Raw genomic sequence first — 23,661 nt, forward strand, 5'->3', positions numbered from 1 at the left:
TTTTCCCATGAACGCGCGGCAGTTCGTCGTCGAGCACCGGCGGGTGGTCCGTCCCGGGGTGCTCCTGCTCTCGATCCCCATCATGCTCTGGCTGGTCGTGCGCACGGTCGGCGCGATGGGGGCGGGATGGTCGGAGGCCGGGCACACCGTGGCCGGGCTGGAGCTGCTGTGGCTGCCCGCGCTCACCTTCTTCTGGTGGGCCGGGCACTGCGCGCGGGCCGGTCAGGTCACCGCCTGCCTGCCCGGTCTGAGCCTGTCCCGCGCCCTGGGCCTGTGCTTCGCCGGCAGCGCGGTCGCCAACAGCCTGCCGCTCGGCGGGGCGCTCAGCTACGGGGTGAGCGCGGCGATGATCCGTTCGTGGGGCTTCGACGCCCGCGCCACGGCCGGCTACTTCACGCTCAACCAGGTCAGCACCGTGCTGCTGCGCGTGGGGTTCGGGGCGGTGTCGCTGGCCGGGTTCCTGCTCTACGGCCCGGCCGCCCACCTCGGCGTCGCCCCGCTCTGGATCAGCGGCGGCGTGGCCCTCGGGCTGGTGGCCCTGTGCGCGGTGCTCGCCCGCGGGCGCTTCACCGGCTGGGCCGGGCGGCACCTGAGCGCCCTGCGCGAGGACATCGGCCGGGCCCTGCGCCGCTCCGGCGCCCAGCTGGTGCTCAGCGGCCTGGGCTACATGCTGCTGCTCGGGATCCTGCTGCACCTGTGCCTGCTCGGCCTGCACGTGCGCGAGTCGTTCCCGCTGGTGCTGGCCGTCGTCGGGATCGAGCGGATGGTCACCACCGTGCCCCTGACCCCGGGCGGCGCGGGCGCGGCCGAGCTGACCATCCTCACCTGCCTGACCGCGGCCGGGGTGCCGGCGGCCAGTGCGCTCGCGGGCGCCTTGCTCTACCGCTTCTTCACGTTCCTGCTCGAGATCCCGGTCGGGACGGCGGTGATCGTGGCCTGGCGGCTGCGGCACCGGAGGGCTCGCCGGCAGCCCACGACCACGCCGGCCTGACCTACTTCTTCAGCGCCCGTTCCAGGATCCAGGCGTGCACCTGCGCCTCGTCCTTCCAGGAGTCGTAGCGCCCCGACGGACCGCCGTGCCCGGCGCCCATCTCGGTCTTCAGCACGATCTCGTTCGGACCGGTGTTGTTCTCCCGCAGCTTCTGCACCCACTTCGCCGGTTCCCAGTAGCTGACCCGGGGGTCGTTCAGGCCGGCGGTGACGAGCATCGACGGGTACGCGGCGGGCACCACGTTGTCGTAGGGGGAGTAGCTCTTGAGCACCTCGTAGAAGGCCGGCTCCTCCGGATTGCCCCACTCCTCGTACTCGTGCACGGTGAGCGGCAGCGAGGGGTCGAGCATGGTGGTGAGCACGTCGACGAACGGGACCTCGGCGATCACCCCGGCGAACAGGTCGGGCCGCAGGTTGGTGACCGCGCCCATCAGCAGCCCGCCCGCGCTGCCGCCCCGCGCGATCAGCGTCGACGGTGAGGTGTAGCCCGCCTGCACGAGATGCTCGGCCGCGGCGACGAAGTCGGTGAAGGTGTTCGGCTTCTTCTCGAACTTGCCGTCCTCGTACCAGAGCCGGCCCAGGTCACCGCCGCCGCGCACGTGCGCGATGGCGAACACGAACCCGCGGTCGAGCAGGCTGAGCCGGAACGACGAGAAGTACGGGTCGGTCGAGATCTCGTAGGCGCCGTAGCCGTACAGCAGCGCCGGGCCGCCGTCGAGCTCACGGCCGGCCCGGTAGACCAGCGAGACCGGAACCTGCACGCCGTCGGGTGCCTTCGCCCAGACCCGCTCGCTGACGTACTGCGTGGCGTCGTACCCGCCCAGCACCGGCTGCTGCTTGAGCAGCGTGCGCTCGCCGGTGCGCAGGTCGTACTCGTACACCGAGCGCGGTGTGACCAGCGACGTGTACGTGTAACGCACGATGTGCGTGTCGAACTCGGCGTTGCCCGTGGCCCCGGCCGTGTAGACCGGCTCGGGCTGCTCCATCACCGCGTGCGTGCCGGTGGCCAGGTCGAACAGCGCGATGCGGGCCGTGCCCTCGGCCCGCTCGGACAGGATCAGGTGCCCGGCCATCGTCTCGGCGCCGTCGAGCTTCACGTCGGGGCGGTGGCCGATGACCTCGGTCCAGTGCTCACGCCCGGGCGTGGCGGCCGGGGTGACCATCAGCTTGAAGTTCGGCGCGTCGTCGTTGGTCACGACGTAGAACTCGTCGCGGGTCTCGTCGCGGTAGTGGGCCAGGTGGTACTCCACCCCCTGGCGGCGCGGCTCGACCACCCGGAACTCACCCGTCGGGTCGTCGGCGCGCAGCACCCAGGTCTCGCTGGTGAGCGAGCTGCCCAGTGAGATCACCAGGTACTCCTCGGACTTCGAGCCGCCGACCCCGACGAAGAAGCGCTCGTCGTCTTCCTGGAAGACCTTCACGTCGTCGGCCGCGGGCGTGCCGATCACGTGGCGCCACACCTGGTAGGGGCGCTTGGCCTCGTCCTGCCGGGTGTAGAAGAGCACGCTCGCGTCACGGCTGAACGTGGCGCCGTAGTGCACGTCTTCGATCACGTCGTCGAGGTCGGTCAGCGTGGTCAGGTCACGCACCCGCAGCGTGAACGTCTCGCTGCCGCTGGTGTCGGTGGAGTAGGCCAGACGGGTGCCGGTGGGGGCCACCGTGAACGCGCCGAGCGAGAAGTACTCGGAGTCGCCCGCGACCTCGTTCTGGTCGAGCAGCACGATCTCGTCGGGACCGGGCTGCCCGTCGGCGTCGGCCTTGCGGCAGCTGATGCCGTACTGACGCCCCTCCTCGGTGCGGCTGTAGTACCACCAGCCGTGCTTGCGCACCGGCACCGACAGGTCGGTCTCCTGGATGCGCGACCGGAACTCCTCGAACAGCTCCTCCTGCAGCTGACCGGTGCCCTCGAGGTAGGCCCGGAGGTGCTCGTTCTCGGCCTCGAGCAGCCCGATCACCTCGGGGTCGGACTTCTCCCGCAGCCAGTACCAGTCGTCGGCGCGCTCGTCGCCGTGCTTGCTGTGGACGTGGGGACGCTTCGGGGCCACCGGGGCGCTGCTCTTGGCGTTCTGATCGGTCACGGGATCACTCTGCCGCACGGGTCCGACACTCTTCGAGCACTTTCGCCCTCAGCCGAGACCCGCGGACCGCACCGGCGGGACCGACCCGGGCCGACGCGTCCGAAAGCCTGAACGAAAGTTGCCACAACCGCGGCCCGTGACAGCGTCTAGTCACCATGAACGGAATGGAAGGCGGCGAGGAGCCGGAACTCGACCTGGACCGCCCCGCAGACGGGGACGCCCAGGTGGTCGCGCTGTTCCGCGACGGGTTGCGGGCCGGGCCCACCGGCCTCGACCCCCGCGGCATCGAACGGCGGGCCCGGCGGCGGCACCGCCGGGCGCAGGCGGTGGCATCGAGCGCCGTCACGGCGGCCGCGGCCCTGGCGGCGGTGCTGGTCATCGCCTCACCGTGGCAGCCCCAGGGAGGTGACGAGGGGGTCCCGGCCGGACCGGGGCCCTCGCTCACCGCCACCGCCGCGCCCGACCTGACCGCCGCGTCCCTCATCGACCCCGACGACATCACCCTGGGCTCGCAGACCCTGGAGGTCACCGAGCCCGCCTCCGACATCTCCGGCGAGGAACTCGTCGGCGGGGTCTGCGTCGACGGCACGCTCGGCGTCGACGTCCCCACCCGCGCCTTCGAGGCGGCCTGGTCGACGGGCAGAGCGGTGCCGGCGGACTATGTGGTGCGCGAGAAGGCCGCTCAGTGGCCCGGGCAGCCCGGGCAGGCCGCGAAGGCGCTCGAAACGCTGCGCTCGCAGCTGGAGTCGTGCACGGCGGGCCCGGGTCCGGAAGGACTCGGCGTCACCACCGACCGCACCGGTGACCTCGCGATGAGCGCGCCCTACCTGGTCGTCACCGCCACCGAGGGCACCGGAACGCCTTACGCCCAGGCCTTTCTGGTGTGGGACGACACTCTGGTCACGGTGTCGGTGGGCGGCCCGGAGAGCGCGAGCGAGGACGACGCGTACCGCGCCGTGATCGCGGTGCTCGAGAAGGCGGTCGGCCGGATCACGGCCGGCGGGGCCCCGGGGGGCGGAGCGTGAGACGCCCCTGGCAGGAACCGGCCCTCGAGAAGGCGCCCGGGTTCGAGGACTTCGTGCGGGAACGTTCACCCCGCCTGCTGTCCATGGCCCGGGGCCTGATGAGGTCGTCCGCCGACGCGGAGGACCTGGTGCAGGACGTGCTGGCCAAGGTCCTGCTCCGGTGGGACGTGGTCAGCCGGGCCGACGACCCGAACGCCTACGTGAACCGCATGCTGGTCAATGCCGCGACGTCCTTCTGGCGTCGCGGCTTTCAGCGTGAGTCACCCACCGACAGCGAGATCCTGGGCGACCGGCCGGTGGAGGACGCGAGCGGCACCCTGGCCGAGAGGGACGCACTGCTCAGGGCCCTCGCGACGCTCAAGCCGAAACACCGTGCGGTGCTGGTGCTCCGCTACTACGAGGGCCTGAACGACCACGAGATCGCCGCCACGCTGGGCATGGCCCACGCCAGCGTGCGCAGCAACGCCGCCCGCGGGCTCGCCGCGCTGCGCCGGGCCGGGCTGCTGACCAGCCGGGTCTGAGGCCGGGGCCACCGGCCGATCCGCACCACCGAGAGCCGAAAGAGCCCACGGAAGGACTCTTCCGGCTCCCGCGGATAGCGGGTGCTACCGCCGGACCACCCGCACCTCACCGGCCGGGATCTTCACGCTCCCGCCCAGCACGGCCCCCGTCATCACGTCGGTCCCCTCCAGCGGCAGGTCCACCGGAGCCGCCCCGTGGTTGATCGCGAAGACGAACTCGGTGCCGTCCGCCGCGTGCCGCGACACCCGCTCCAGGTCCCAGGGCAGGCCGCGCTCCACCGCCACCCCGGCGATCTCCAGCACCGGGTCGAGCACCGCCGCCAGCGCCGGGTACCCCAGCACCGTCGACACGTACGTGGCCGTGCCCGGGCCCAGCGTGCGCCGGGTCACCGCGGCCTGACCGGCCGCCGGGCCGTCCAGGTACTCCAGCACCGTCTCGGCCTCGCGGGGGCGCAGGTCCTCCGCCCACACGCTCGCCTCGACCCCGTCCGTGAGCGTCAGCGTGCCGTGCTCACGCAGCGGCAGCACCTCCTCCACACTCACCTGCAGCAGGTCGCGCAGCACCCCGTTCCAGCCGCCCTCGTGCACCGCGTCGTCCGGGCCGATCACACCCGAGAACGGGCCGACCACCAGGTGCCCGCCGCCCTCGACGAACGACTCCAGGTTCGCCGCCGACTCCTCCGACAGCAGGTACGACGACGGTGCCAGCACCACCCGGTAGCCGCTGAGATCGGCCGACGGGTGGGCGAAGTCGACCGTCACCTTGTCGCGCCACAGCCGCTCGTAGTACTCCCGCACCTGCCGGCGCGGGTCGAGGTCGGCGCTCGGCATCCAGTCCAGACCCTGTGCCCAGTGCGACTCCCAGTCCCACAGGATCGCCACCTCGGCCCTCACGGTCGAGCCGAGCACGTCGCGCAGCGCCTTCAGCGAGGCCCCGAGGTCGGACACCTCACCGAAGACCCGGCTCTCGGCCCCCGCGTGCGGCAGCATCGCCGAGTGGAACTTCTCCGCCCCGCGCCGGGAGGCACGCCACTGGAAGAACAGGATCGCGTCGGCCCCGCGGGCCAGGTGGCTCAGCGAGTTGCGCGCCAGCTCACCCGGCCGCTTCGCCAGGTTGCGCGGCTGCCAGTTCACCGCCGAGGAGGAGTGCTCCATCAGCATCCACGGCTGCCCGCCGGCCAGCGACCGGGTCAGGTCGGCGTCCAGCGCCAGACCCACCTGGGCGTCCGGGTCGGCCGCCCACAGGTAGTGGTCGTTGGCCACCACGTCGACCTCGGCGGCCCACTTCCACAGGTCCATCGACGGGCAGTTCGTGGCCATGAAGTTCGTCGTCACCGGGATGCCCGGCGCCAGCTCGTGCAGCACGTCGCGCTCGCGGGTGAAGCAGCCGAGCAGCTCGTCGCTGGAGAAGCGGGCGAAGTCCAGACGCTGGGCCGGGTTCGTCGAGGTGGCCGACTGCGCGGGCACGCCGACCTGCGACCACTCCCGGTAGGTCTGGCCCCAGAAGGCCGTGCCCCACGACGCGTTCAGGGCCTCGAGCGTGCCGTAGCGGGTCTGCAGCCAGCCCCGGAACGCCTGTGCGCTCACCTCGCAGTAGCACTCCGAGACCGGCGCGCCGTACTCGTTGTGGACGTGCCACAGGGCGACAGCCGGGTGATGGCCGTAGCGCTTGGCGAGCTCGGTGGTGATGCGGACGGACGCCTGCGCGTACTCGGGGGAGGAGGGGCAGGCGATGCCGCGCGATCCCGGGCTCAGGCGCACGCCGTCGCGGGTCACCGGCAGGGTGTGGGGGTTGTCCTGCCAGAACCACTGCGGCGGGACGACGGTGGGGGTGCCCAGGTCGACGCGGATGCCGGCGTCGTGCAGGCCCTCGATCACCCGGTCGAGCCAGCCGAAGTCGAACTCGCCGGGCCGCGGCTCGAGCAGGCCCCAGGAGAAGATGCCGATGCTGACCAGGTTCACGCCCGCCCGGCGCATCAGCTCCAGGTCCTCGGCCCAGACCTCCTCGGGCCACTGCTCGGGGTTGTAGTCGCCGCCGAAGCTCAGCTCCTGCACGCCGGGCAGCCGGCCGTCACGCAGCAGGCTCGGGTTGCTCATGGGTTTCACCCTCGTTCACGGGATGGCGGACGTCGTGGCGGGCTTCCCGGCACGGTGCGCATGACAGTGACCGGCTTTCGCGGCGGTCAGGTTGTGTGCACGGTCCCACACCTGTCGTCGTTCGCCAAGCCCCTTCCCGCCTAGCATATTCGCGGGTCCCAGCTCGTTGACAAGTGAGGTTGTGGCTGTCAGGTTGTGACCGGTCCCATGCGGCGCGGCACGGCCGGCGTCGCACTGCTTCAACGACTTCAACGACGAAGACGAAGCTTCGGCTTCGGCTAGGAGGACGTCATGCGGCGTCGGCTATTCGCCCTCACTGCCCCGCTGACCGCACTGCTGCTGCTCTCGGCCTGTTCCGGCGGCTCCTCGGACGGGGGAGCGGCCGACGAGGGGCCCAGGCCCGGCGAGAAGGTCGAGCTCAACTTCTGGTCCTGGGCCCCCGAGATGGACAAGACCGTCGAGGCCTGGAACAGCACGCACCCCGACATCCAGGTCACGGTGAACAAGCAGGACGGCGGCGACACGGCCGTCACCAAGCTGCTCACCGCGATCAAGGCGGGCAGCGGTGCCCCCGACCTGATGCAGGCCGAGTACCAGGCCATCCCGACGATGGTCGGGGCCGGGGCGCTGGCCGACATCAAGGGCAACCTGTCGGGCGAGGCGCAGGGGCACTTCGGCGACGGTGTCTGGAACGCGGTCACGCTCGGCTCCGACGCGGTCTACGCGGTGCCGCAGGACTCCGCGCCGCTGATGTTCTACTACCGCTCCGACGTGTTCGAGAAGCTCAAGATCGACGTGCCCACCACCTGGGACGAGTACGCCGAGGCGGCCCGCAGGATCCACGCGGACGACCCGAAGACGTTCCTCGGCACGTTCTCCGCGAACGACGCGGGCCTGTTCGCCGGTCTGACCCAGCAGAACGGGGCCAGCTGGTGGGGCATCGACGGGGACTCCTGGTCGGTGGCCATCGACGCGGACCCGGCCAAGAAGGTGGCGCAGTACTGGGGGGACCTGGTCCAGGAGGGCGTCATCGACAACACCCCGATGTACACGCCCGCCTGGAACTCGGCCCTGAACAAGGGCACTCAGGTCGGCTGGGTGAGCGCGGTGTGGGCGCCGGGCGTGCTGGCCGGCAACGCGGCCGACACCGAGGGCAAGTGGAAGGTCGCGCCGGTCCCGCAGTGGACGGAGGGCGCGAACGTCACCGGCGCGTGGGGCGGTTCGGCCACGGCGGTCACCTCGCAGTCGAAGAACAAGGCCGCGGCGGCCCAGTTCGCCGAGTGGCTGAACACCAGCGCCGACGGGGTCAAGGCCCTGGCCACGGTCTCGAACGTGTACCCGGCCGACACCCAGAACTCGGCCGCCGCGCTGAGCGAGCCGCCGGCGTTCTTCAAGGACCAGAAGGACTTCTACGACATCGCGGCGTCGGTCGCGGGTGGCATCGCGCCGTTCACGTACGGGCCCAACACCAACGTGGCCTACAGCGCCTTCAACGACGCGTTCGGCAAGGCCGCCCAGGGCAAGAAGTCGGCCGACTTCCTGAGTGCCCTGACCACCATGCAGGCGACGACGGTGGACGACCTGAAGTCCGCCGGGTTCAACGTCAAGTAAACCGGGGTAATCGATGACCAGCCTCACTCAGGACCCGCCGGTGACCCGGCGGTCCCGATTCCGCGCCGCGCCGTACGGTTTCATGCTCCCGGCCGTGCTGCTGTTCGTGTTCACGATCGCGGTGCCGATCGGGTACACGGCCTACCTCAGCCTCCGCACCGTCAAGGTGCAGGGGCTGGGTCTGGGGCCCGGGGGCCGCACCGAGGTCTGGGCCGGGCTGTCCAACTACGGCAAGACCCTCAGCGACGGCGACTTCCTCGCCAGCGTGCTGCGGGTGGCCGGTTACGGCCTGGTCGTCATCCCGGTGATGCTCGGCCTGGCCCTGTTGTTCGCCCTGCTGCTGGACTCGGTGCGGGTGCGGGGCCGGCGGTTCTCCCGGCTGGTCATCTTCATGCCCTACGCGGTGCCCGCCGTGATCTCGTCCCTGCTCTGGGGTTTCCTCTACCTGCCGGCGGTGAGCCCGTTCACCTACGCCGCCGAGCGGGTGGGGGTGACCCTGCCCGAGCCGATGGCGCCCGGTCTGGTGCTGTTCGCCATCGCCAACATCGCGGTGTGGGGCGGTGTCGGGTTCAACATGATCGTGCTCTACACCGCCCTGCGCTCGATCCCCTCGGAGCTGTACGAGGCGGCCCGGCTGGACGGTTGCGGCGAGATCCAGATCGCCTGGCGGGTCAAGGTTCCCATCGTTCTGCCGTCGCTGATCATGACCGGCGTCTTCGGCATGATCACCACCCTGCAGGTGTTCGCCGAGCCGACCGTGCTGCGGCCGCTCACGAACACCATCTCCACCAGCTGGAGCCCGCTGATGATGATCTACCGGGACGCGTTCACCCGGAACGACATCTACTCGGCCTCGGCCACCTCGGTCGTGCTCGCCGTCGCGACCTTCGCCCTGTCGTTCGGTTTCCTGCGCCTGGTGCAGAACCGTGCCTTCGCCCAGGAGAACCGATGAGCACGACGACCACCGTGAAGACGGCCCGGGAACGGCCCAGCACGGCGGGCACGGCGATCCTCGTGGTCGGCGCGGTCTACTGCCTGGTGCCCGTGGTCTGGGTGCTGATGGCCTCGTCGAAGAGCGCCGGCGAGCTGTTCAACAGCTTCACCTACGCTCCCGGCACGAGCCTGTTCTCCAACATCGCCGACGTGTCCGGCTACCGCGACGGCCTGTTCTGGCGCTGGATGCTCAACACCGCGCTCTACGCCGGGGTCGGGTCGGCGTTGTCCACGCTGGTCTCGGCGATGGCCGGGTACGCGATGGCCAAGTACCGCTTCCGCGGCCGCACCGTGCTGTTCAACATCCTGCTCGCCGGGGTGCTCGTGCCCGGCGTGGTGCTGGCCGTGCCGCAGTACCTGCTCTTCGCGAAACTCGGCCTCACCAACACCTACTGGGCCGTGCTGCTGCCCAGCCTGATCAGCCCCTACGGCATCTACCTGGCGCGGATCTACGTGTCGGCGTCGGTGCCCGACGAGGTGATCGAGGCCGCCCGCACCGACGGGGCCAAGGACGTGCGGGTGTTCCGGTCGGTCGTGCTGCCGATGATGGTGCCCGGCCTGGTCACGATCTTCCTGTTCCAGTTCGTGGCCATCTGGAACAACTTCATGCTGCCGTTCGTGATGCTCGGCGACGACAAGCTCTTCCCGGTCACGGTCGGCCTCTCCGGTCTGCTGAACCAGGGGGCGCAGCAGCCCGCCCTGTACACCCTCGTCATCACCGGAGCCCTGTTGTCGATCCTGCCCCTGCTCGCGTTGTTCCTCCTGCTGCAGCGGTTCTGGCAGGTCGACCTCGCTGCCGGTGCGGTGAAGAACTAGCCTGCGGACGTGCAGATTCCACCGGGTGGGAAGCGTCCCACCATCCGTGACGTGGCCGTGGTGGCCGGCGTCTCCCGGGGCACCGTGTCCCGGGTGCTCAACGGCGGCTCGCGGGTCAGCCAGGAGGCCCAGGACGCGGTCGCCCGGGCGATCGCCGACACCGGCTACACGGCCAACCACGCCGCCCGCACGCTCGCGCTCGGCCGGTCGAACACCATCGCGTTCCTCCTCAGCGAACCGCAGCACGTGCTGTTCGAGGACCCGACGTTCGCCCGGCTGATGGGCGGCTGCACCAGTGCCCTGGCCGAGCACGGTCTTCTGCTCACCCTGGTCACGGCCGGCACCCCGGCCGACCGTGACCGGGCCGTCGGCTACGTCGCGGCCCGGCACGTCGACGGGGTGCTGCTGGTCTCCAGCCACGCCGTCGACCCGGTCGCCGAGGAGCTCATCGCCACCGGCGTGCCGACCGTGGTGTGCGGGCGTTTCCCGGGCCTGGAGTCACGCATCAGCATGGTCGGCGCCGACGACCTCGACGGCGGCCGGCAGATGACGAGTCACCTGATCGAGCGGGGCTCGCGCACCATCGCCCACATCACCGGGCAGATGGACACACCCGGTGGGTTCGCCCGGCTCGAGGGCTACAAGCAGGCGCTGGTCGCGGCCGGTCTGCCGGTGCGGCCCGAGCTGATCGTGCACGGCGACTACTCCCGCGAGAGCGGCTACGCGGGCATGGGCGAACTGCTCGGGCGGGTGCCGGACCTGGACGGGGTGTTCGTGGCCTCCGACCTGATGGCGGCCGGGGCGTGCGCGGCGGTGCAGGAGACCGGGCGCCGCATCCCCGACGACGTGCGGGTGGGAGGGTTCGACGACGCCGGGGTCGCCGAGCACCTCACCCCCTCCCTGACCACGATGCGCCAGCCGTTCGAGCGGATCAGCCGGGAGATGGTGCGCCTGCTGCTGGCCCGCATCGACGGTGACGGCGACGCCTCGGTGTTCCTGCCCTCGTCGCTGGTGCACCGCGGATCCACCTGAGGCCCCGTCCGGCGCCCGGCCGGGACCGGCCGGCCGCCGGACGGGCCCGAGGGCTCAGGTCCCGGCCAGCACCACGTCGGCCAGCACGTTCATCGGCAGCGACCCGTGACCCAGCACCCGCCGGTGGAACTCGGTCAGGCCGAGCCCGGACGTCTCCCGCAGCCGCAGGATCTCCTGCCGCCCGATGGCGTAACCGAGTGCCTGACCGGGCCAGCCGATGTACCGGACGATCTCGGTCCGGATCTCGGTCTCGGTCGCCGTGGTGTTGTCGCGCATGTACTGCTCGGCCTGCTGCCGCGACCAGCCGAACGCGTGCATGCCGGTGTCGACCACCAGCCGCGCCGCCCGCAGCGCCGACAGCGAGAGCATCCCCAGCAGTTGCAGGTCGTCGGAGTACAGCCCGAGGTCGTCGGCGAGCCGCTCCGCGTACAGGCCCCAGCCCTCGGTGAACGCACCCAGCTCGGTGTCGATCGACCGCCGCCAGTAAGGGATCTCGAGCTGCTGCAGTGACGACAGCTGCAGGTGGTGGCCGGGCACCGACTCGTGGAACGTCAGGGCCTCGCAGTCGTAGCGCGGGGTCTCGGTGGCCCCGGCCGTGGTCAGGAAGAACACCCCGGACCGCGAGCCGTCGAGGGCCGGGGGCCGGTAGTACGCGGTGGCCGAGCCCTCGGCGTCGACGCCGCCGATCGACTGCACCTGGCACGGCGGGATCGAGCCCAGGTCGAAGGCCCGCCCGGCGGCGGACTCGGCCTTGGCCAGCGCGGCCTGGCAGCGCGCGATCATGTCGTCGGCCGAGGCGTACCGCAGCGACGGGTCTTCGCGCAGCCGCGCCGCGATCGCCGGGAGGTCGCTGAGACCCAGCGCCCGGGAACCGATCTCGGCCCAGCGCCCGCGCAGCTCGTCGACGAGCGAGAGCCCCAGGTCGTGCACCTCCGCCGCCGTGAGGCCGGTGGTGGTGTGACGGCGCACGGCGTCGTCGTACCCCGCCTCGCCGCCCTCCACGAAACAGATGCCGGCCCGGTCGTCGTCCCGTGCGTGCGCCAGCCGGGCCCGATGGGCGGCCGCGAGCTCGGCGAGAGCCGGGCGGATCTGCCCGGCCACCACGTCCGCCGCCCGTTCCCGCACCGCGTGGCCGACGGCCGGTGCGAGCAGGTCGTCCTCGGTCAGGTCGCTGCGCAGGGAGGCCTCGATCTGGCCGACGGCCTGCTCGAGACCCACTCGTGCGGAGGGCCTTCCGCGCTCCGCCTCCTGCGCACCCCGCGCCGCGAGCGTGCGCAGCACGCCCGGGATCGCCCGCAGTCGCCGCAGATACCGCTCGGCGCCCTCGTCGTCGGTGATCGTCATGGCCGGGACGGCCTGGAAGATCAGTCCCTGCCGGGAGACGTAACCACCGGCCGACGTGCTGGCCGCCCAGAGCGCATGGGTGGCGTCGCCGTGGGCGCCCCGCACCAGCGAGGTGAGGACGCCGTGGTCGACCTTCTCGTCGGCGGTGAGCTTTTCGGGGTCGATGGCCTCGAGGCCGCCGAGGACCGTGGCGAAGGTCGCCGCGGCCTCCTCGCCGGCCGCGATGCTGGGATCGCCCGCCAGGTGGTCGAACTCGCTCAGGCCCAGCAGCGTGGAGTTGAACGGCTCGAGGGTGTGCTGGGTGGTGAAGTACTTCTGCCCCAGGGCGTCGAGATCGGCGTTCACCGGGCGAACTCGTCGGTGGCCGTGATCAGGGCGTCGAGGATGCCCGGCTCGTCGTAGGCGTGGCCGGCGTCTTCGACCAGCACGAACGTCGCGTGTGGCAGGGCCTGGTGGAGGTCCCAGGCGGTGGTCGCGGGGGTGCAGATGTCGTAGCGCCCCTGCACGATCACGGTCGGGATTTCGTTCAGCACCGGGGCGTTCGCGATCAGCTGGCCGGGCGTGAACCAGCCGTCGTGCCGGAAGTAGTGGTTCTCGATGCGGGCGAACGCGGTGGAGGCGATCGGGTCCTGGGCGGTCGCGATCAGGTCGGGACGCGGCTGCACGGTCAGGTTCGAGAACTCCCAGGTGGCCCAGGCGACGGCGGCCGGCTGGTGCACGGCCGGGTCGGGGTCGAACAGGGCCGTGCCGTAGTTCTCGACGAGACGGCCGGGAACGCGCTGGTTCTCGGGCAGGCCGCCGAGGAAACCGGCCCAGGTGTCGGGCGCGATGTTCGACGCGGGACCCTCGTAGAACCAGTCGAGCTCACTGTCGCGCAGGGTGAAGATGCCGCGCAGCACCAGCTCGCTGACCCGGTCGGGGTGGGTCTCGGCGTAGGCCAGGGCGAGGGCGGAACCCCACGAGCCGCCGAACACCTGCCACTTGTCGATTCCCCGCTGGGTGCGCAGCATCTCGAGGTCGGCGACGAGGTGCCAGGTGGTGTTGGCGCTCATGTCGACCTGCGGGTCACCGGCGTGCGGCAGACTGCGCCCGCAGCCGCGCTGGTCGAGCAGCACGATGCGGTACCTCTCCGGGTCGAACAGCCGCCGGTGCCGTTCGGAGGCGCCGCCGCCGGGCCCGCCGTGCAGGAACACGACCGGCTTGCCGTCGGGGTTGCCGCACTCCTCCCAGTAGACCGAGTGCCCGTCCCCGGCGTCCATCATTCCGGTGGCGTAGGGGGTGATCGAGGGATAGAGCTCACGCATGTGATCAACCCTAAGCCCTGAGGGTCAGGACAGGGGCTGCGCCCAGAACAGGGCCTCGGCGGTGCCCGCGCCGGAGGTGTCGCGCCCGACCCGGTAGACGCCCGGCTCGAGCGCGGGCACCGAGACGCCGAAGGTGGTGGGGGAATCGACGACGGCGTCGGCGGTGCCGATCGTGTCGGACGGCAGGGTCTCCCAGCGCCCGTCCTCCAGGCGCTCGACCCGGGCGCCGGACGTGTACCGCCCGACGACCTCCTCGATCGGGGGCTGGACGCCGCTCCCCGGTTCGCGCAGCTGCGGCGACAGGCTCAGTTCGCCCGGGGTGCCGGCCTCGACCACGGTGGTGCCGCCGAGCACCACCTCACCGGAGGGACGGGTGATGGTGCTGCTGTCGGGGGCACCGACCCGCACGATGCCGTGGGCGCCGCCGAGGCCGAAGCGGTACCAGCCCGCGTCGACGCCCTGCACGCTCGTCCACACCGGCTCGCCGAACGACCGGGCCCCGGCGACCAGCGCGATCGCGGGCACCATGATCTCCTCGTCGAGGTCGTGCAGGCCGCCGGCCGGCTGGTTCGCGCCGAGGCTGGTGGTCACCTGCCGGAACGGGCGCCAGCTGCCGCCCTGCCATCGCTCGAGTGTGCCGCTGGGGCCGAAACTCGTCTCGGTGCGGCCCGGGTTGGCCAGGATCAGCGCCACGTCGGCGCCCAGCGGCACGGACGCCGGGCTCACGATCAGGTGGGCGCCCCGGGTGTCGCCCGGCGGGGGTGCGGGTTCGGACATCGCGGATCCTCCGGTGCTCTCAGGTACCGGCCGGCCGCGCCACGGCCCGACCACCACGGTGATGATGGTGACGATCGCGGCCACGGCCATCGCCGCGGCCAGCACGTGCTGGCGCCGGGTCGTGTCCATCTCGTCCGTCATGCCCTTCATGGTCGCCCCCTCCGACTGACCAATCCGTTCACCGGCTCTCCGGTGCCGGGCGGCCCCGGCCGGTGACCCGGAGCTCCCCGGTGGTGACCCTGAGGCTAGGACGCACCGGGCGCCGCCCGCGTTCCCGGTTCCCTCGCGCGCTTCGCCCGGACGAGCGGTCCGCGATCTGCATCCGCACATTCGCCGAGGTCACGTCGATGGGGCAGCCACGGGAGAGCGACGCCCGGCGCACCCGGCCGGGTGAACCGGAGGGGGCCCAGTGAGTCCAGAAGACACCGCGCCGTGGCTGAGCGCGCCGTGGGAGCAACTCGCGACCGCCGCGCACTGTCCCAACTGCGACCTGAACGTGCACGACGACTGGACGTTCTGCGAGTACTGCGGCGCCGACCTCGAGCCCGAGCCCCCGCGGCCGGAGCCCGCCGACCGGTTCAGCCCGGCCGAGCGCCGGGCGTTGCGGGAGGGCGTGCCCGCCGCCTACCTCGACCAGACCCCGCCGCCCCAGGCGGTGATCCAGGCGTCCCAGTACCAGAACCACCCTCTGCCCGTGGCGGCGCCGGCTGACGGTGGGCGCCTGCCCGCCGGCCTCCAGCCGTCCGGGGACCCGGGTGCCGTCCCCGGCGCGCGGGGTCCGGCCGGGGTCTGGGGGGCCGCGGGCGAGGCGTTCGACCCGGACACGCCGGGGCCGCCCGGCACGGTGAATCCGCTGCGGGCGGTGCTGCTCTCGGCGTACGAGGGCAAGTTGATCGGGGTGCTGGGGCATCAGGCCGCGGTCGGTCCGACGGGCTGGCCGGGTGGGGACGCGCGGGGCGGCGCCGGCGGCCCGGGCCCCTGGGGTGCCCCGGGCGGTCAGAGTGGTCAGGGGGGAGCGGGCGGTACGGGGCCCGGGGGTGACGGTGCGCCGGGTGACGGGTTGCTGCCCGGGTTCGGTGGTGCCGGGGTGGGGGGTGCCGGAGGCGTGGGTGCCGGGGGGCAGGTGCCGGGGTCCGTCTCCGGCATCGGCCCGGGGGGAGGGGTTTCGGCGCCGGGCGGCCTGGCCGGATCCGGCGGTGATGCGGGACCCGGCGGGGCCGACGGATCCGGTGGGCCCATGGGGCCCGGCGGTGTGGGCGGGCCCGGCGGGCCGGTCGGTGCCGGCGGCGTGGGAGGACCGGGCGGAGTGGGTGGACCCGGCGGAGTGGGTGGACCCGGCGGCGTGGGTGGACCGGCCGGCCCCGGTGGAGCGGGAGGACCTGGCGCTCCGGGGGGACCTGGCGGTCCCGGCGGGCTGGGCGGTCCTGACGGTTCCGGTGGTGCGGGTGGAGTCGGTGGCCTCGGAGGTCCCGGTGGGGTCGGGGGAGGAGTGGCCGGTCCGGGAGGACCGGGCGGTGCGGGAACCGGTGGGCCCGGTGGTCTGGGCGGGGTCGGTGCGGGAGCGAGTGGGCCCGGTGGCCTGGGTGGCGTAGGTGGGACGGGCGGTTCCGGTGGATGGGGCGGGGCCGGTGGCGTCGGGGGAGGGGTGGCCGGGCTGGGAGGACCTGGTGGGGTCGGCTCGGGTTCCGGGGGTGCTGGGGGCGTCGGGCCAGGGGGTCCGGGCGGGGTGGGCGCGGGAGCGGGCGGCCCCGGTGGCGTCGGTGGCCCGGGGGGAGTGGGCGGAGCGGGTGGTCCGGGGGGAGTGGGTGGGCCCGGGGGTGTCGTCGCGGGCACCGACGGGGTGGGCTCGGTCGGTGGCGTGGGGACGCTGTCGGGCGCCGGCGGCTCGGTCGGTGCCGGGAGTGGTGCGGGCGCCGTGACCGGTTCCGGCGTCGGTGTGCGATCCGTGGGCGGGGTGGGAGGCGTCGGTTCCCCGGGATTGCCCACGGCCGCAGCACTTCCCGCGTCCGGGGCGGGCTCGCTGGGCAGTGTTCCCCGCACGACGCAACCACCGGCGCTGTCGGCGCCGCCGCCGCTGGGGCGTCCGCCGTCCCTGGCCGAGGTCTCCGGGGGGTCGGCCCCGCAGCCCCCGGCGCCGACCGCGCCGCGGCCGGCGCCGAAGGTCGCGGAGCGCCCGGGCCACCAGGTGCACCGTCCCGCCTACAACCCGGTGTCGGGGCCGGGCGGGGTGTGACGTCCCGTCCGGTGATCAGATCCGGCGTCCATGCCTCAGACTGGGGGCATGACCAGTGAGGCGGAAACCCGAGTCGTCAGCGCGAGCCGGGACATCGACGCGGAACCCGGGCGGATCTTCGAGCTGATCGCCGATCCGAGCCTGCAGCCGGTGTGGGACGGCAACGACAACCTCGCCCGCGCCGAGGCCGGGCAGCGGGTGCGGGCCGAGGGCGACGTGTTCCTCATGGTGCTCACCAAGGGTGGGGTGCGCGAGAACCGCGTCGTCGAGTTCGAGGAGGGGCGCCGCATCGCCTGGAACCCGTCCGAACCCGGGGGCGTCGCTCCCGGTCACCTCTGGCGCTGGGAACTCGAGAGCGTCGACGAGACCACCACCCGCGTCACCCACACCTACGACTGGACCGACCTGCACGACGAGAAGCGCCAGGTCCGCGCCCGCGCCACCACCGAGGACAAGCTCCGCGCCTCCCTCGACCGCCTGGCCGTCGCCGCCGAGGCCGCCAACCGCCGCTGAGCCGGCCCCGTCCGGCATCGTCAACTCCCCGGCGCCCCGGCCGACAGGACCGGGTGACCTCCTGTGCCTGCGGCGCCCCCGATCCGCGGGCCGGTTCGCTGCCCGTGCCCCGGCCGGCGCGGCCGTCCCACCCGGCCGGGGCGTCGGTGACCGGGGCCGGGGTGGGCGACCACCCCGGCCACCGTTCGGCTTCGTCGGGGTCGTCACCTGGATGACGTTCTGTCCCCGCCTGCTGCGCGACCTCTGGCGCCGGTCCGACAGCCTCCAGGCTCTCAGTTGCTCCACACCGCCACGCTGCGCCGCACCGGCACCGCGTCGGGATCGGCCGCGAACAGCTCGGGCGAGCGGCGCCGGATGCGCTCGACGTCTTCGAACACCGCCCGCAGGTGCCCCCGCAAGGTGGATCGCGCGGCCTCGGTGTCACCCGACAGCACGGCGCTGAGCACGTCGGCGTGCTGGTCGATGAAGGGTTTCGGGCTCGCGGCGTCGTAAAGGCCCAGCCGGCGGGCCCGGTCGAGGTGCCCCTTGGCGGAAGCGACCGCCGACCAGGAGTTCCCGTGCCCGCTCAGGCTCAGCAGGTGGTGGTGGAACTCCTCGTCGAGCCGGAAGAACTCCTCCCGGTCGATGCCGGGAACCTGCTGCCGCTCGAGGTTCTCGCGCAGCGCGGCCACGATCTCCTCGGGCGGGGAGGCGGGCACGTCGTCGAGCGCGGCGAGTTCGACCGCCTCGCGCAGGAACTGGGCGTCGGCCACCCGGGCGGCGTCGACCCGCGACACGAACGTGCCGACCTTCGGGAAGACCTGCACCAGGCCCTCTTCGGACAGCAGGATCATGCTCTCGCGCACCGGTGTGCGGGAGACCCCCATCTCGGCGGCCAGGTCGTTCTCGGACAGCGCGGTGCCGGGCGCCAGCTCGAGACCCAGGATGCGCCGGCGCAGGGAGTCGTAGACCGTCTGCCTGCTGCTGCCACCGGCTTTTCGGGGGGACATACCGGCCATGGTAGTGGCTGCTCGCAAAACCAAGCCCTCCGACACCCTCTAGATGAACAAGTGCTTGTATATTACTGCTTGCATCGAAGCAGGATCAGAGGCCGCCGAAGGAGCTGGGGTCACAGTGAGCACGATCGAACGCGCGGAGGTCTTCGTCGCCTCCCCGGGACGCAACTTCGTCACCCTGAGGATCACCACGTCCGACGGCGTCACCGGCCTGGGCGACGCCACTCTCAACGGCCGCGAGCTGGCCGTGGCCAGCTACCTGCGCGACCACCTCGTCCCCCTGCTCATCGGCCGGGACCCTGCCCGCATCGAGGACATCTGGCAGTACCTCTACCGGGGCGCCTACTGGCGTCGCGGCCCGGTCACGATGACCGCGATCGCCGCCGTCGACGTCGCGCTCTGGGACATCAAGGGCAAGGTCGCCGGCCTGCCCGTGTACCAGCTCCTGGGCGGGCGCTCGCGCGACGGCGTGCTGGTCTACTCGCACGCCTCCGGCACCGACGTTCCCTCGCTCCTCGACGACGTCGCCCGCTTCCGCGACCTCGGCTATCAGGCCATCCGCGCCCAGACCGGCGTGCCTGGCCTGGGGGGCAGCTACGGCGTGCGCAAGGGTGTGGTCTACGAACCGGCCAACAGCAGCCTGCCCGACGAGCAGCCCTGGTCGACCGAGGCCTACCTCGACTTCGCGCCCACCTACCTGGCCGCCGTGCGCGAGAAGTTCGGCTCCGGCTTCCACCTGCTCCACGACGTCCATCACCGCCTGACCCCCATCGAGGCAGCCCGTTTCGGCAAGTCGGTCGAGGACCTGCGCCTGTTCTGGATGGAAGACCCGACGCCGGCCGAGAACCAGGAGGCCTTCCGCCTGATCCGGCAGCACACCACCACACCGATCGCGACCGGCGAGGTGCTCAACTCGATCTGGGACGTCAAGGACCTCATCACCGAGCAGCTCATCGACTACGTGCGCACCACCGTGGTGCACGCGGGCGGGATCACCCACCTGCGGCGCATTTTCGACCTGGCCGCGCTCTACCAGGTGCGCACCGGCTCGCACGGCGCCACCGACCTGTCGCCGATCAGCCTGGCCGCCGCCGTGCACGTCGACCTGACCGTGCCGAACTTCGGCATCCAGGAGTACATGCCGCACGTGGCCGAGACCATGGAGGTCTTCCGCACCGGCGTCTCGCTCGCGAACGGCCTGCTCGACCTGGACGAAACCCCCGGTCTGGGCGTGGAGTACGACGAGAAGGCGGCCGAGCGCTTCCCCTACGACCCCAAGTACCTGCCCGTGGCACGCCGCCTCGACGGGTCGGTGCACGACTGGTGAGCGAGAGTTCGACGGTGGACGCACGAACGGGCCGGTCGGCCGGGTCCCGTCTGTGCCGGGAGACTCTCGAACGGGTCGACCCGGCCTCCCGGCCGGCGGTCGACCCGCGTGAGCTCCGGCCCCGCGTGGTGCATTTCGGGCTCGGTGCCTTTCACCGGGCGCACCAGGCCGTCTACACCGAGGCCGCGGCGGCCTCGGGCGCAGATCCGACGGGCATTGTCGCCGTCGCCCCCCGCGACGCCGGGGTGGTCGGACGTGCCCGTGCCCAGGACGGCCTGTTCTCCGTGACCACGCGCTCGCCGGCGGGTGAGAAGCCCCGCGTGGTGGGGGCTCTCGTCGGTGCCCTGCACCTGCACGACGACGGTGACGAGCTCGACGGGCTGCTCACGTCCGACGCCACCACCACCGTGACTCTCACCGTGACCGAGAAGGGCTACCACCGCGTCCCCACGACCGGAGTCCTCGACCTCGCCGACCCGCGGATCGCCGCCGACCTCCGCCTCGCGGCCGACCTCCGCACGGGCGCCGATCTCCGGACGGCCCGGCCGAGAACCGTTCCCGGCCGCCTCGCCGTCAGCCTGGCCAACCGCGCGCGCCGCTCGGGTGCCCCGCTCGACCTGGTCTCCTGCGACAACCTCGACGGCAACGGGCCCGCCCTGGCCGGCGTGCTGCGGGACTTCGTCGGGGCGAGCGGCTGGGCCGACGCCGACGCCGTGCTGGAGTGGATCGCCGCGAACGTGGGCTTCCCCTCGACCGTCGTCGACCGCATCGTGCCCGCCACCACCGACCGTGACCTGGACGACGCGTCCGCGGCTCTGGGGGTGCGCGACGAGCTCGCGGTGACGGGTGAGCCGTACACCCAGTGGGTGCTGGAAGACGCGTTCCGGGCGGAGCGCCCGGCCTGGGAGCACGGCGGTGCGCGGTTCGTGGCCGACGTGGCCCCGTTCCAGCTGACCAAGCTCCGGCTGCTCAACGGAAGTCATTCCGGCCTGGCCTATCTCGGCCTGGCCGCCGGCTGCCGCACCATCGCCGAGGTGCTGGCCACGCCCTGGGGCGAGGGCTTCGTGCGCGGGTTCGCGGCCGAGGTCGCGGCGACCCTGCTGGCCGGTGGCCCGGATCCGGTCGCCTACGCCGAGTCTCTCGTCGCCCGTTTCGGCAACCCCGCCATCCGGCACGAGCTGCGCCAGATCGGGTCGGACGGTTCTCTCAAGCTGCCCCAGCGCTGGGTGCGCGGGCTGCGGGAGGCGACCACCACGTCCACCATCGGCGAGCACCAGACCCTCGCGCTGGCCGCCTGGGTCAACGCGACCCGGCCGGCCGCCGACGGCGGTCAGCTCTTCGGCACCACCGACCCGGCGGCCCGCGACCTGGCGGAGTGCTGGACCGGCACCCCGGCGGGTGTGACCGCGCGCCTGCTGACCGTGCTCGGGGCGCCCGACCTGGCCGACGACACCGCGCTGACCGGCGCGGTCGAGGCTCTGCTGCCCGGTCTCGCAGCCGGGGCCATCCCCCTGTTGCCCTGACCGACAGGGCTTGTATATTTCATCTGCCACACAACGGCGGTCCAGGCTGTGACCCCCGGTCGATGAGCAAGGGAGCAATCGATGAGCACTGAGGCCTCGGCCGTGAACGACACGTCGCCGCCCGATCCGAACACCCGCTCCACGAAAGACCTGTCCAAGGCCGCCGTCTCCGGCTGGCTGGGCACGGCCATGGAGTTCATGGACTTCCAGCTGTACTCGCTGGCCGCGGCGATCGTCTTCAACGAGATCTTCTTTCCCGACGTCAGCCCGGCGATCGGCCTGCTGGCCGCGATGGCCACCTACGGCGTGGGGTACGTGGCCCGTCTCGCCGGCGCGGTCTACTTCGGGCGGATGGGCGACCGGCTCGGCCGCAAGAAGGTCCTCTTCATCACGATCGCGATGATGGGTGTCTCGACCACGCTGATCGGTGCCCTGCCCACCTACGCCCAGATCGGGCTCTTCGCCCCGGCCCTGCTCGTGGTGCTGCGCCTGGTGCAGGGTTTCGGTGCGGGCGCCGAGATCGCGGGTGCGTCGGTCATGCTGGTGGAGTACGCGCCGAAGGGCCGCCGCGGCCTGATCTCGTCGCTCATCGCGCTCGGGACCAACTCCGGGACCCTGGTCGCGACCGGTATCTGGGCGCTGCTGCTGGCCGTGCTGTCGGACGAGCAGCTGCACACCTGGGGCTGGCGTATCCCGTTCCTGGCGAGCTTCGTGCTGCTGGTCCTGGCGCTCTGGATCCGGCGTAACGTCAAGGAGAGCCCGGTCTTCGAGGCCCGGGACGACGTGGTCGACGGCGTCGCCCTCGACCGGGAGGCCGTCAAGGAGAGCAAGCTCGAGGCCGGTCTCAAGGCCAACAAGGGCAAGGCGTTCTTCATGGCGCTGGGCCTGCGCATCGGCCAGGCGGGCAACTCCGGCCTGGTGCAGACGTTCCTGGTCGGCTACATCGGCACCACGCTGGGCCTGGACAAGTCCGTGGCCACCGACTCCCTGCTCGTCGGCTCGGTGATCGGTTTCGCCACCGTGCCTTTCGTGGGCCTGCTGAGCGACCGCTTCGGCCGCCGCGCGATGTACATGACGATGAGCACGCTCTCGATCGTCCTGGCGTTCCCGATGCTGCTGCTCGTCACCGGCGGCAGCACGCCCGGTCTGGTGATCGGCATGATCCTGGGTTACAACGTCGCGGTGGTGGGCCTTTTCGCCCTGGAGAACGTGACCATGTCCGAGCTGCTGGGCGGCCGCAACCGGTTCACCCAGGTCGGCCTGGCCAAGGAGCTCGGCGGGATCGCGACCGTCGCGGCCGGGCCGGTCATCGCCGCGGGCCTGACCGCCTGGGCGAACAGCTGGTGGCCGATCGCCGTCATGCTCATGCTCTACTCGCTGATCGCCCTGGTCACTGCCTACCTCATGCCCGAGGTGGCCGACCGCGACCTGTCCGCCCTGGAGGACGCCGCATGAGAGCCGCCGTGGTGCACGCGCCGATGGACCTGCGGATCGACGAACTGCCCGATCCCGCACCGGATGCGGGGGAGGTGCTGATCGCCGTCGAGTGGGGCGGGATCTGCGGGTCGGACACCTCGTACTACAAGAACGGCGCCTCGGGCACGGCCGTGCTGAGGCACCCGCTGGTGCTGGGGCACGAGATCGCCGGGCGCATCGCCGTTCTCGGCGCGGGGGTCACGGGTCTCGAGGTCGGGCAGCCGGTCACCGTGCACCCGGCCACGCTGGTCGGGGACGGTGTGCTGCCCGGGCGGCTGGCCGGCCGCACGAATCTGTACACGCCGAGCCGGTACTTCGGGTCGGCGGCGTTCGACCCGCACACCGACGGTGGTTTCAGCGAGTTCCGGCTCGCCCGGGCCGACCAGGTGCGGGTGCTGCCGCCCGAGGTCGGCACGCGGGCCGGGGCCCTGGCCGAGCCGCTGGGGGTGGCCCTCCACGCGGTCGGCCGGCCCGGGAAGCTGCACGGCAGGACGGTTCTGGTGAACGGGGCCGGGCCGATCGGGTCGCTCGTGGTCGCCGCCGCCCGGTTCTGCGGCGCCGACACCGTCATCGCCTCCGACGTGAGCGACTCCGCGCTGGCGATCGCGCGGCGGATGGGGGCCGACGAGACGGTGAACGTGGCCTCCGGGGGCACGTTGCCCGAGGACGTGGAGATCGTGTTCGAGGCCTCCGGCTCGCCGCGGGCGCTCGGGTCGGTGCTGCGGGCGACCGCGCGCGGCGGCACGCTGGTGCAGGTCGGAAACCTGCCGGGCTCCGAGATCCAGGCGGTGCTGGGCGATCTCGTCACCCGGGAGATCACCTGGATCGGCTCGTACCGGTTCGTCGACGAGATCACCGACGCGATCGAGGCCATGCGGGACGGGCTCGACGTGACGCCGCTGATCACCCACACGTTCGGGCTCGACCAGGCCGCGCAGGCGCTGGACGTGGCTCTCGACCCCTCGAGCGGCAGCAGTAAGGTCATGCTGCAGATCGGCTGAAGGGA

19 protein-coding genes are annotated in these 23,661 nt (G+C 72.2%); 13 read left to right on the forward strand and 6 right to left on the reverse strand.

Annotated elements, in window-relative coordinates:
• The first annotated feature begins 7 nt into the window (after positions 1–7).
• Positions 8–991, forward strand: coding sequence for a lysylphosphatidylglycerol synthase domain-containing protein (locus J2S57_RS24465; protein WP_307247035.1), 984 nt, complete (start codon positions 8–10; stop codon positions 989–991).
• A gap of 1 nt (position 992) precedes the next feature.
• Here J2S57_RS24465 and J2S57_RS24470 read toward each other — a convergent pair whose 3' ends face one another.
• A complete protein-coding gene (locus J2S57_RS24470; RefSeq protein WP_307247037.1) occupies positions 993–3,068 on the reverse strand; it encodes a S9 family peptidase in 2,076 nt (691 codons plus the stop codon).
• 164 nt (positions 3,069–3,232) lie between these two features.
• Here J2S57_RS24470 and J2S57_RS24475 point away from each other — a divergent pair, with 164 nt between their 5' ends.
• Positions 3,233–4,093: a hypothetical protein gene (locus J2S57_RS24475; RefSeq protein ID WP_307247039.1), complete on the forward strand. Its 861-nt coding sequence runs from the start codon at positions 3,233–3,235 to the stop codon at positions 4,091–4,093.
• Positions 4,090–4,614: a SigE family RNA polymerase sigma factor gene (locus tag J2S57_RS24480; protein ID WP_307247040.1), complete on the forward strand. Its 525-nt coding sequence runs from the start codon at positions 4,090–4,092 to the stop codon at positions 4,612–4,614. The genes J2S57_RS24475 and J2S57_RS24480 overlap by 4 nt, the downstream gene beginning before the upstream one ends.
• Before the next feature lie 84 nt (positions 4,615–4,698).
• On the opposite strand, the gene J2S57_RS24485 is transcribed toward J2S57_RS24480, so the two are convergent.
• Positions 4,699–6,711: a beta-galactosidase gene (locus tag J2S57_RS24485; protein WP_307247042.1), complete on the reverse strand. Its 2,013-nt coding sequence runs from the start codon at positions 6,709–6,711 to the stop codon at positions 4,699–4,701.
• Between the two features lie 291 nt (positions 6,712–7,002).
• Here J2S57_RS24485 and J2S57_RS24490 point away from each other — a divergent pair, with 291 nt between their 5' ends.
• The 4 genes from J2S57_RS24490 to J2S57_RS24505 are packed head-to-tail and all read left to right on the forward strand — an operon-like array spanning position 7,003 to position 11,163.
• The gene (locus tag J2S57_RS24490; protein WP_307247044.1) at positions 7,003–8,322 is read left to right on the forward strand and encodes an extracellular solute-binding protein; all 1,320 of its coding nucleotides are present in this window, start codon (positions 7,003–7,005) and stop codon (positions 8,320–8,322) included.
• Positions 8,323–8,335: 13 nt separating this feature from the next.
• Positions 8,336–9,274: a carbohydrate ABC transporter permease gene (locus J2S57_RS24495; protein WP_307247046.1), complete on the forward strand. Its 939-nt coding sequence runs from the start codon at positions 8,336–8,338 to the stop codon at positions 9,272–9,274.
• Entirely contained in the window at positions 9,271–10,131 is an 861-nt protein-coding gene (locus J2S57_RS24500) for a carbohydrate ABC transporter permease (protein ID WP_307247048.1), read from the forward strand. The genes J2S57_RS24495 and J2S57_RS24500 overlap by 4 nt, the downstream gene beginning before the upstream one ends.
• A gap of 9 nt (positions 10,132–10,140) precedes the next feature.
• On the forward strand, positions 10,141–11,163 hold the full coding sequence (locus tag J2S57_RS24505) for a LacI family DNA-binding transcriptional regulator (RefSeq protein WP_307247050.1): 1,023 nt from the start codon (positions 10,141–10,143) through the stop codon (positions 11,161–11,163).
• A 54-nt stretch (positions 11,164–11,217) separates the two neighbouring features.
• On the opposite strand, the gene J2S57_RS24510 is transcribed toward J2S57_RS24505, so the two are convergent.
• The 3 genes from J2S57_RS24510 to J2S57_RS24520 are packed head-to-tail and all read right to left on the reverse strand — an operon-like array spanning position 11,218 to position 14,729.
• Positions 11,218–12,852, reverse strand: coding sequence for a DUF885 domain-containing protein (locus J2S57_RS24510; protein ID WP_307247052.1), 1,635 nt, complete (start codon positions 12,850–12,852; stop codon positions 11,218–11,220).
• A complete protein-coding gene (gene pip, locus J2S57_RS24515; RefSeq protein ID WP_307247054.1) occupies positions 12,849–13,811 on the reverse strand; it encodes a prolyl aminopeptidase in 963 nt (320 codons plus the stop codon). The genes J2S57_RS24510 and pip overlap by 4 nt, the downstream gene beginning before the upstream one ends.
• A gap of 24 nt (positions 13,812–13,835) precedes the next feature.
• Complete coding sequence (locus J2S57_RS24520) at positions 13,836–14,729, reverse strand: hypothetical protein (protein ID WP_307247056.1); 894 nt, start codon at positions 14,727–14,729, stop codon at positions 13,836–13,838.
• 268 nt (positions 14,730–14,997) lie between these two features.
• On the opposite strand from J2S57_RS24520, the gene J2S57_RS24525 reads away from it, so the two are divergent.
• Both J2S57_RS24525 and J2S57_RS24530 read left to right on the forward strand, forming a co-directional pair.
• Entirely contained in the window at positions 14,998–16,821 is a 1,824-nt protein-coding gene (locus J2S57_RS24525; protein ID WP_307247058.1) for a zinc ribbon domain-containing protein, read from the forward strand.
• Between the two features lie 48 nt (positions 16,822–16,869).
• Entirely contained in the window at positions 16,870–17,334 is a 465-nt protein-coding gene (locus tag J2S57_RS24530; protein ID WP_307247060.1) for an SRPBCC family protein, read from the forward strand.
• A 272-nt stretch (positions 17,335–17,606) separates the two neighbouring features.
• Here J2S57_RS24530 and J2S57_RS24535 read toward each other — a convergent pair whose 3' ends face one another.
• Complete coding sequence (locus tag J2S57_RS24535; RefSeq protein WP_307247062.1) at positions 17,607–18,323, reverse strand: GntR family transcriptional regulator; 717 nt, start codon at positions 18,321–18,323, stop codon at positions 17,607–17,609.
• Between the two features lie 124 nt (positions 18,324–18,447).
• On the opposite strand from J2S57_RS24535, the gene manD reads away from it, so the two are divergent.
• The 4 genes from manD to J2S57_RS24555 all read left to right on the forward strand — a co-directional run bounded on the left by manD (position 18,448) and on the right by J2S57_RS24555 (position 23,656).
• On the forward strand, positions 18,448–19,656 hold the full coding sequence (manD, locus tag J2S57_RS24540; RefSeq protein WP_307247064.1) for a D-mannonate dehydratase ManD: 1,209 nt from the start codon (positions 18,448–18,450) through the stop codon (positions 19,654–19,656).
• Between the two features lie 14 nt (positions 19,657–19,670).
• The gene (locus J2S57_RS24545; RefSeq protein ID WP_307247066.1) at positions 19,671–21,179 is read left to right on the forward strand and encodes a mannitol dehydrogenase family protein; all 1,509 of its coding nucleotides are present in this window, start codon (positions 19,671–19,673) and stop codon (positions 21,177–21,179) included.
• A gap of 81 nt (positions 21,180–21,260) precedes the next feature.
• Positions 21,261–22,634, forward strand: coding sequence for an MFS transporter (locus J2S57_RS24550; RefSeq protein WP_307247068.1), 1,374 nt, complete (start codon positions 21,261–21,263; stop codon positions 22,632–22,634).
• A complete protein-coding gene (locus tag J2S57_RS24555; RefSeq protein WP_307247070.1) occupies positions 22,631–23,656 on the forward strand; it encodes an L-idonate 5-dehydrogenase in 1,026 nt (341 codons plus the stop codon). Before J2S57_RS24550 ends, J2S57_RS24555 begins: the two co-directional genes overlap by 4 nt.
• Positions 23,657–23,661: the final 5 nt, after the last annotated feature.

The organism is Kineosporia succinea (assembly GCF_030811555.1).
Classification (GTDB): Bacteria; Actinomycetota; Actinomycetes; order Actinomycetales; family Kineosporiaceae; genus Kineosporia; species Kineosporia succinea.

Bases quoted from the DNA above. Each gene is read 5' to 3' on its own strand.
- J2S57_RS24535 (WP_307247062.1), bottom strand. From the start codon at position 18,323: ATGTCCCCCCGAAAAGCCGGTGGCAGCAGCAGGCAGACGGTCTACGAC.
- J2S57_RS24500 (WP_307247048.1), top strand. From the start codon at position 9,271: ATGAGCACGACGACCACCGTGAAGACGGCCCGGGAACGGCCCAGCACG.
- J2S57_RS24550 (WP_307247068.1), top strand. From the start codon at position 21,261: ATGAGCACTGAGGCCTCGGCCGTGAACGACACGTCGCCGCCCGATCCG.
- J2S57_RS24520 (WP_307247056.1), bottom strand. From the start codon at position 14,729: ATGACGGACGAGATGGACACGACCCGGCGCCAGCACGTGCTGGCCGCG.
- J2S57_RS24530 (WP_307247060.1), top strand. From the start codon at position 16,870: ATGACCAGTGAGGCGGAAACCCGAGTCGTCAGCGCGAGCCGGGACATC.
- J2S57_RS24495 (WP_307247046.1), top strand. From the start codon at position 8,336: ATGACCAGCCTCACTCAGGACCCGCCGGTGACCCGGCGGTCCCGATTC.
- J2S57_RS24490 (WP_307247044.1), top strand. From the start codon at position 7,003: ATGCGGCGTCGGCTATTCGCCCTCACTGCCCCGCTGACCGCACTGCTG.
- J2S57_RS24555 (WP_307247070.1), top strand. From the start codon at position 22,631: ATGAGAGCCGCCGTGGTGCACGCGCCGATGGACCTGCGGATCGACGAA.
- pip (WP_307247054.1), bottom strand. From the start codon at position 13,811: ATGCGTGAGCTCTATCCCTCGATCACCCCCTACGCCACCGGAATGATG.
- J2S57_RS24475 (WP_307247039.1), top strand. From the start codon at position 3,233: ATGGAAGGCGGCGAGGAGCCGGAACTCGACCTGGACCGCCCCGCAGAC.
- J2S57_RS24465 (WP_307247035.1), top strand. From the start codon at position 8: ATGAACGCGCGGCAGTTCGTCGTCGAGCACCGGCGGGTGGTCCGTCCC.
- J2S57_RS24485 (WP_307247042.1), bottom strand. From the start codon at position 6,711: ATGAGCAACCCGAGCCTGCTGCGTGACGGCCGGCTGCCCGGCGTGCAG.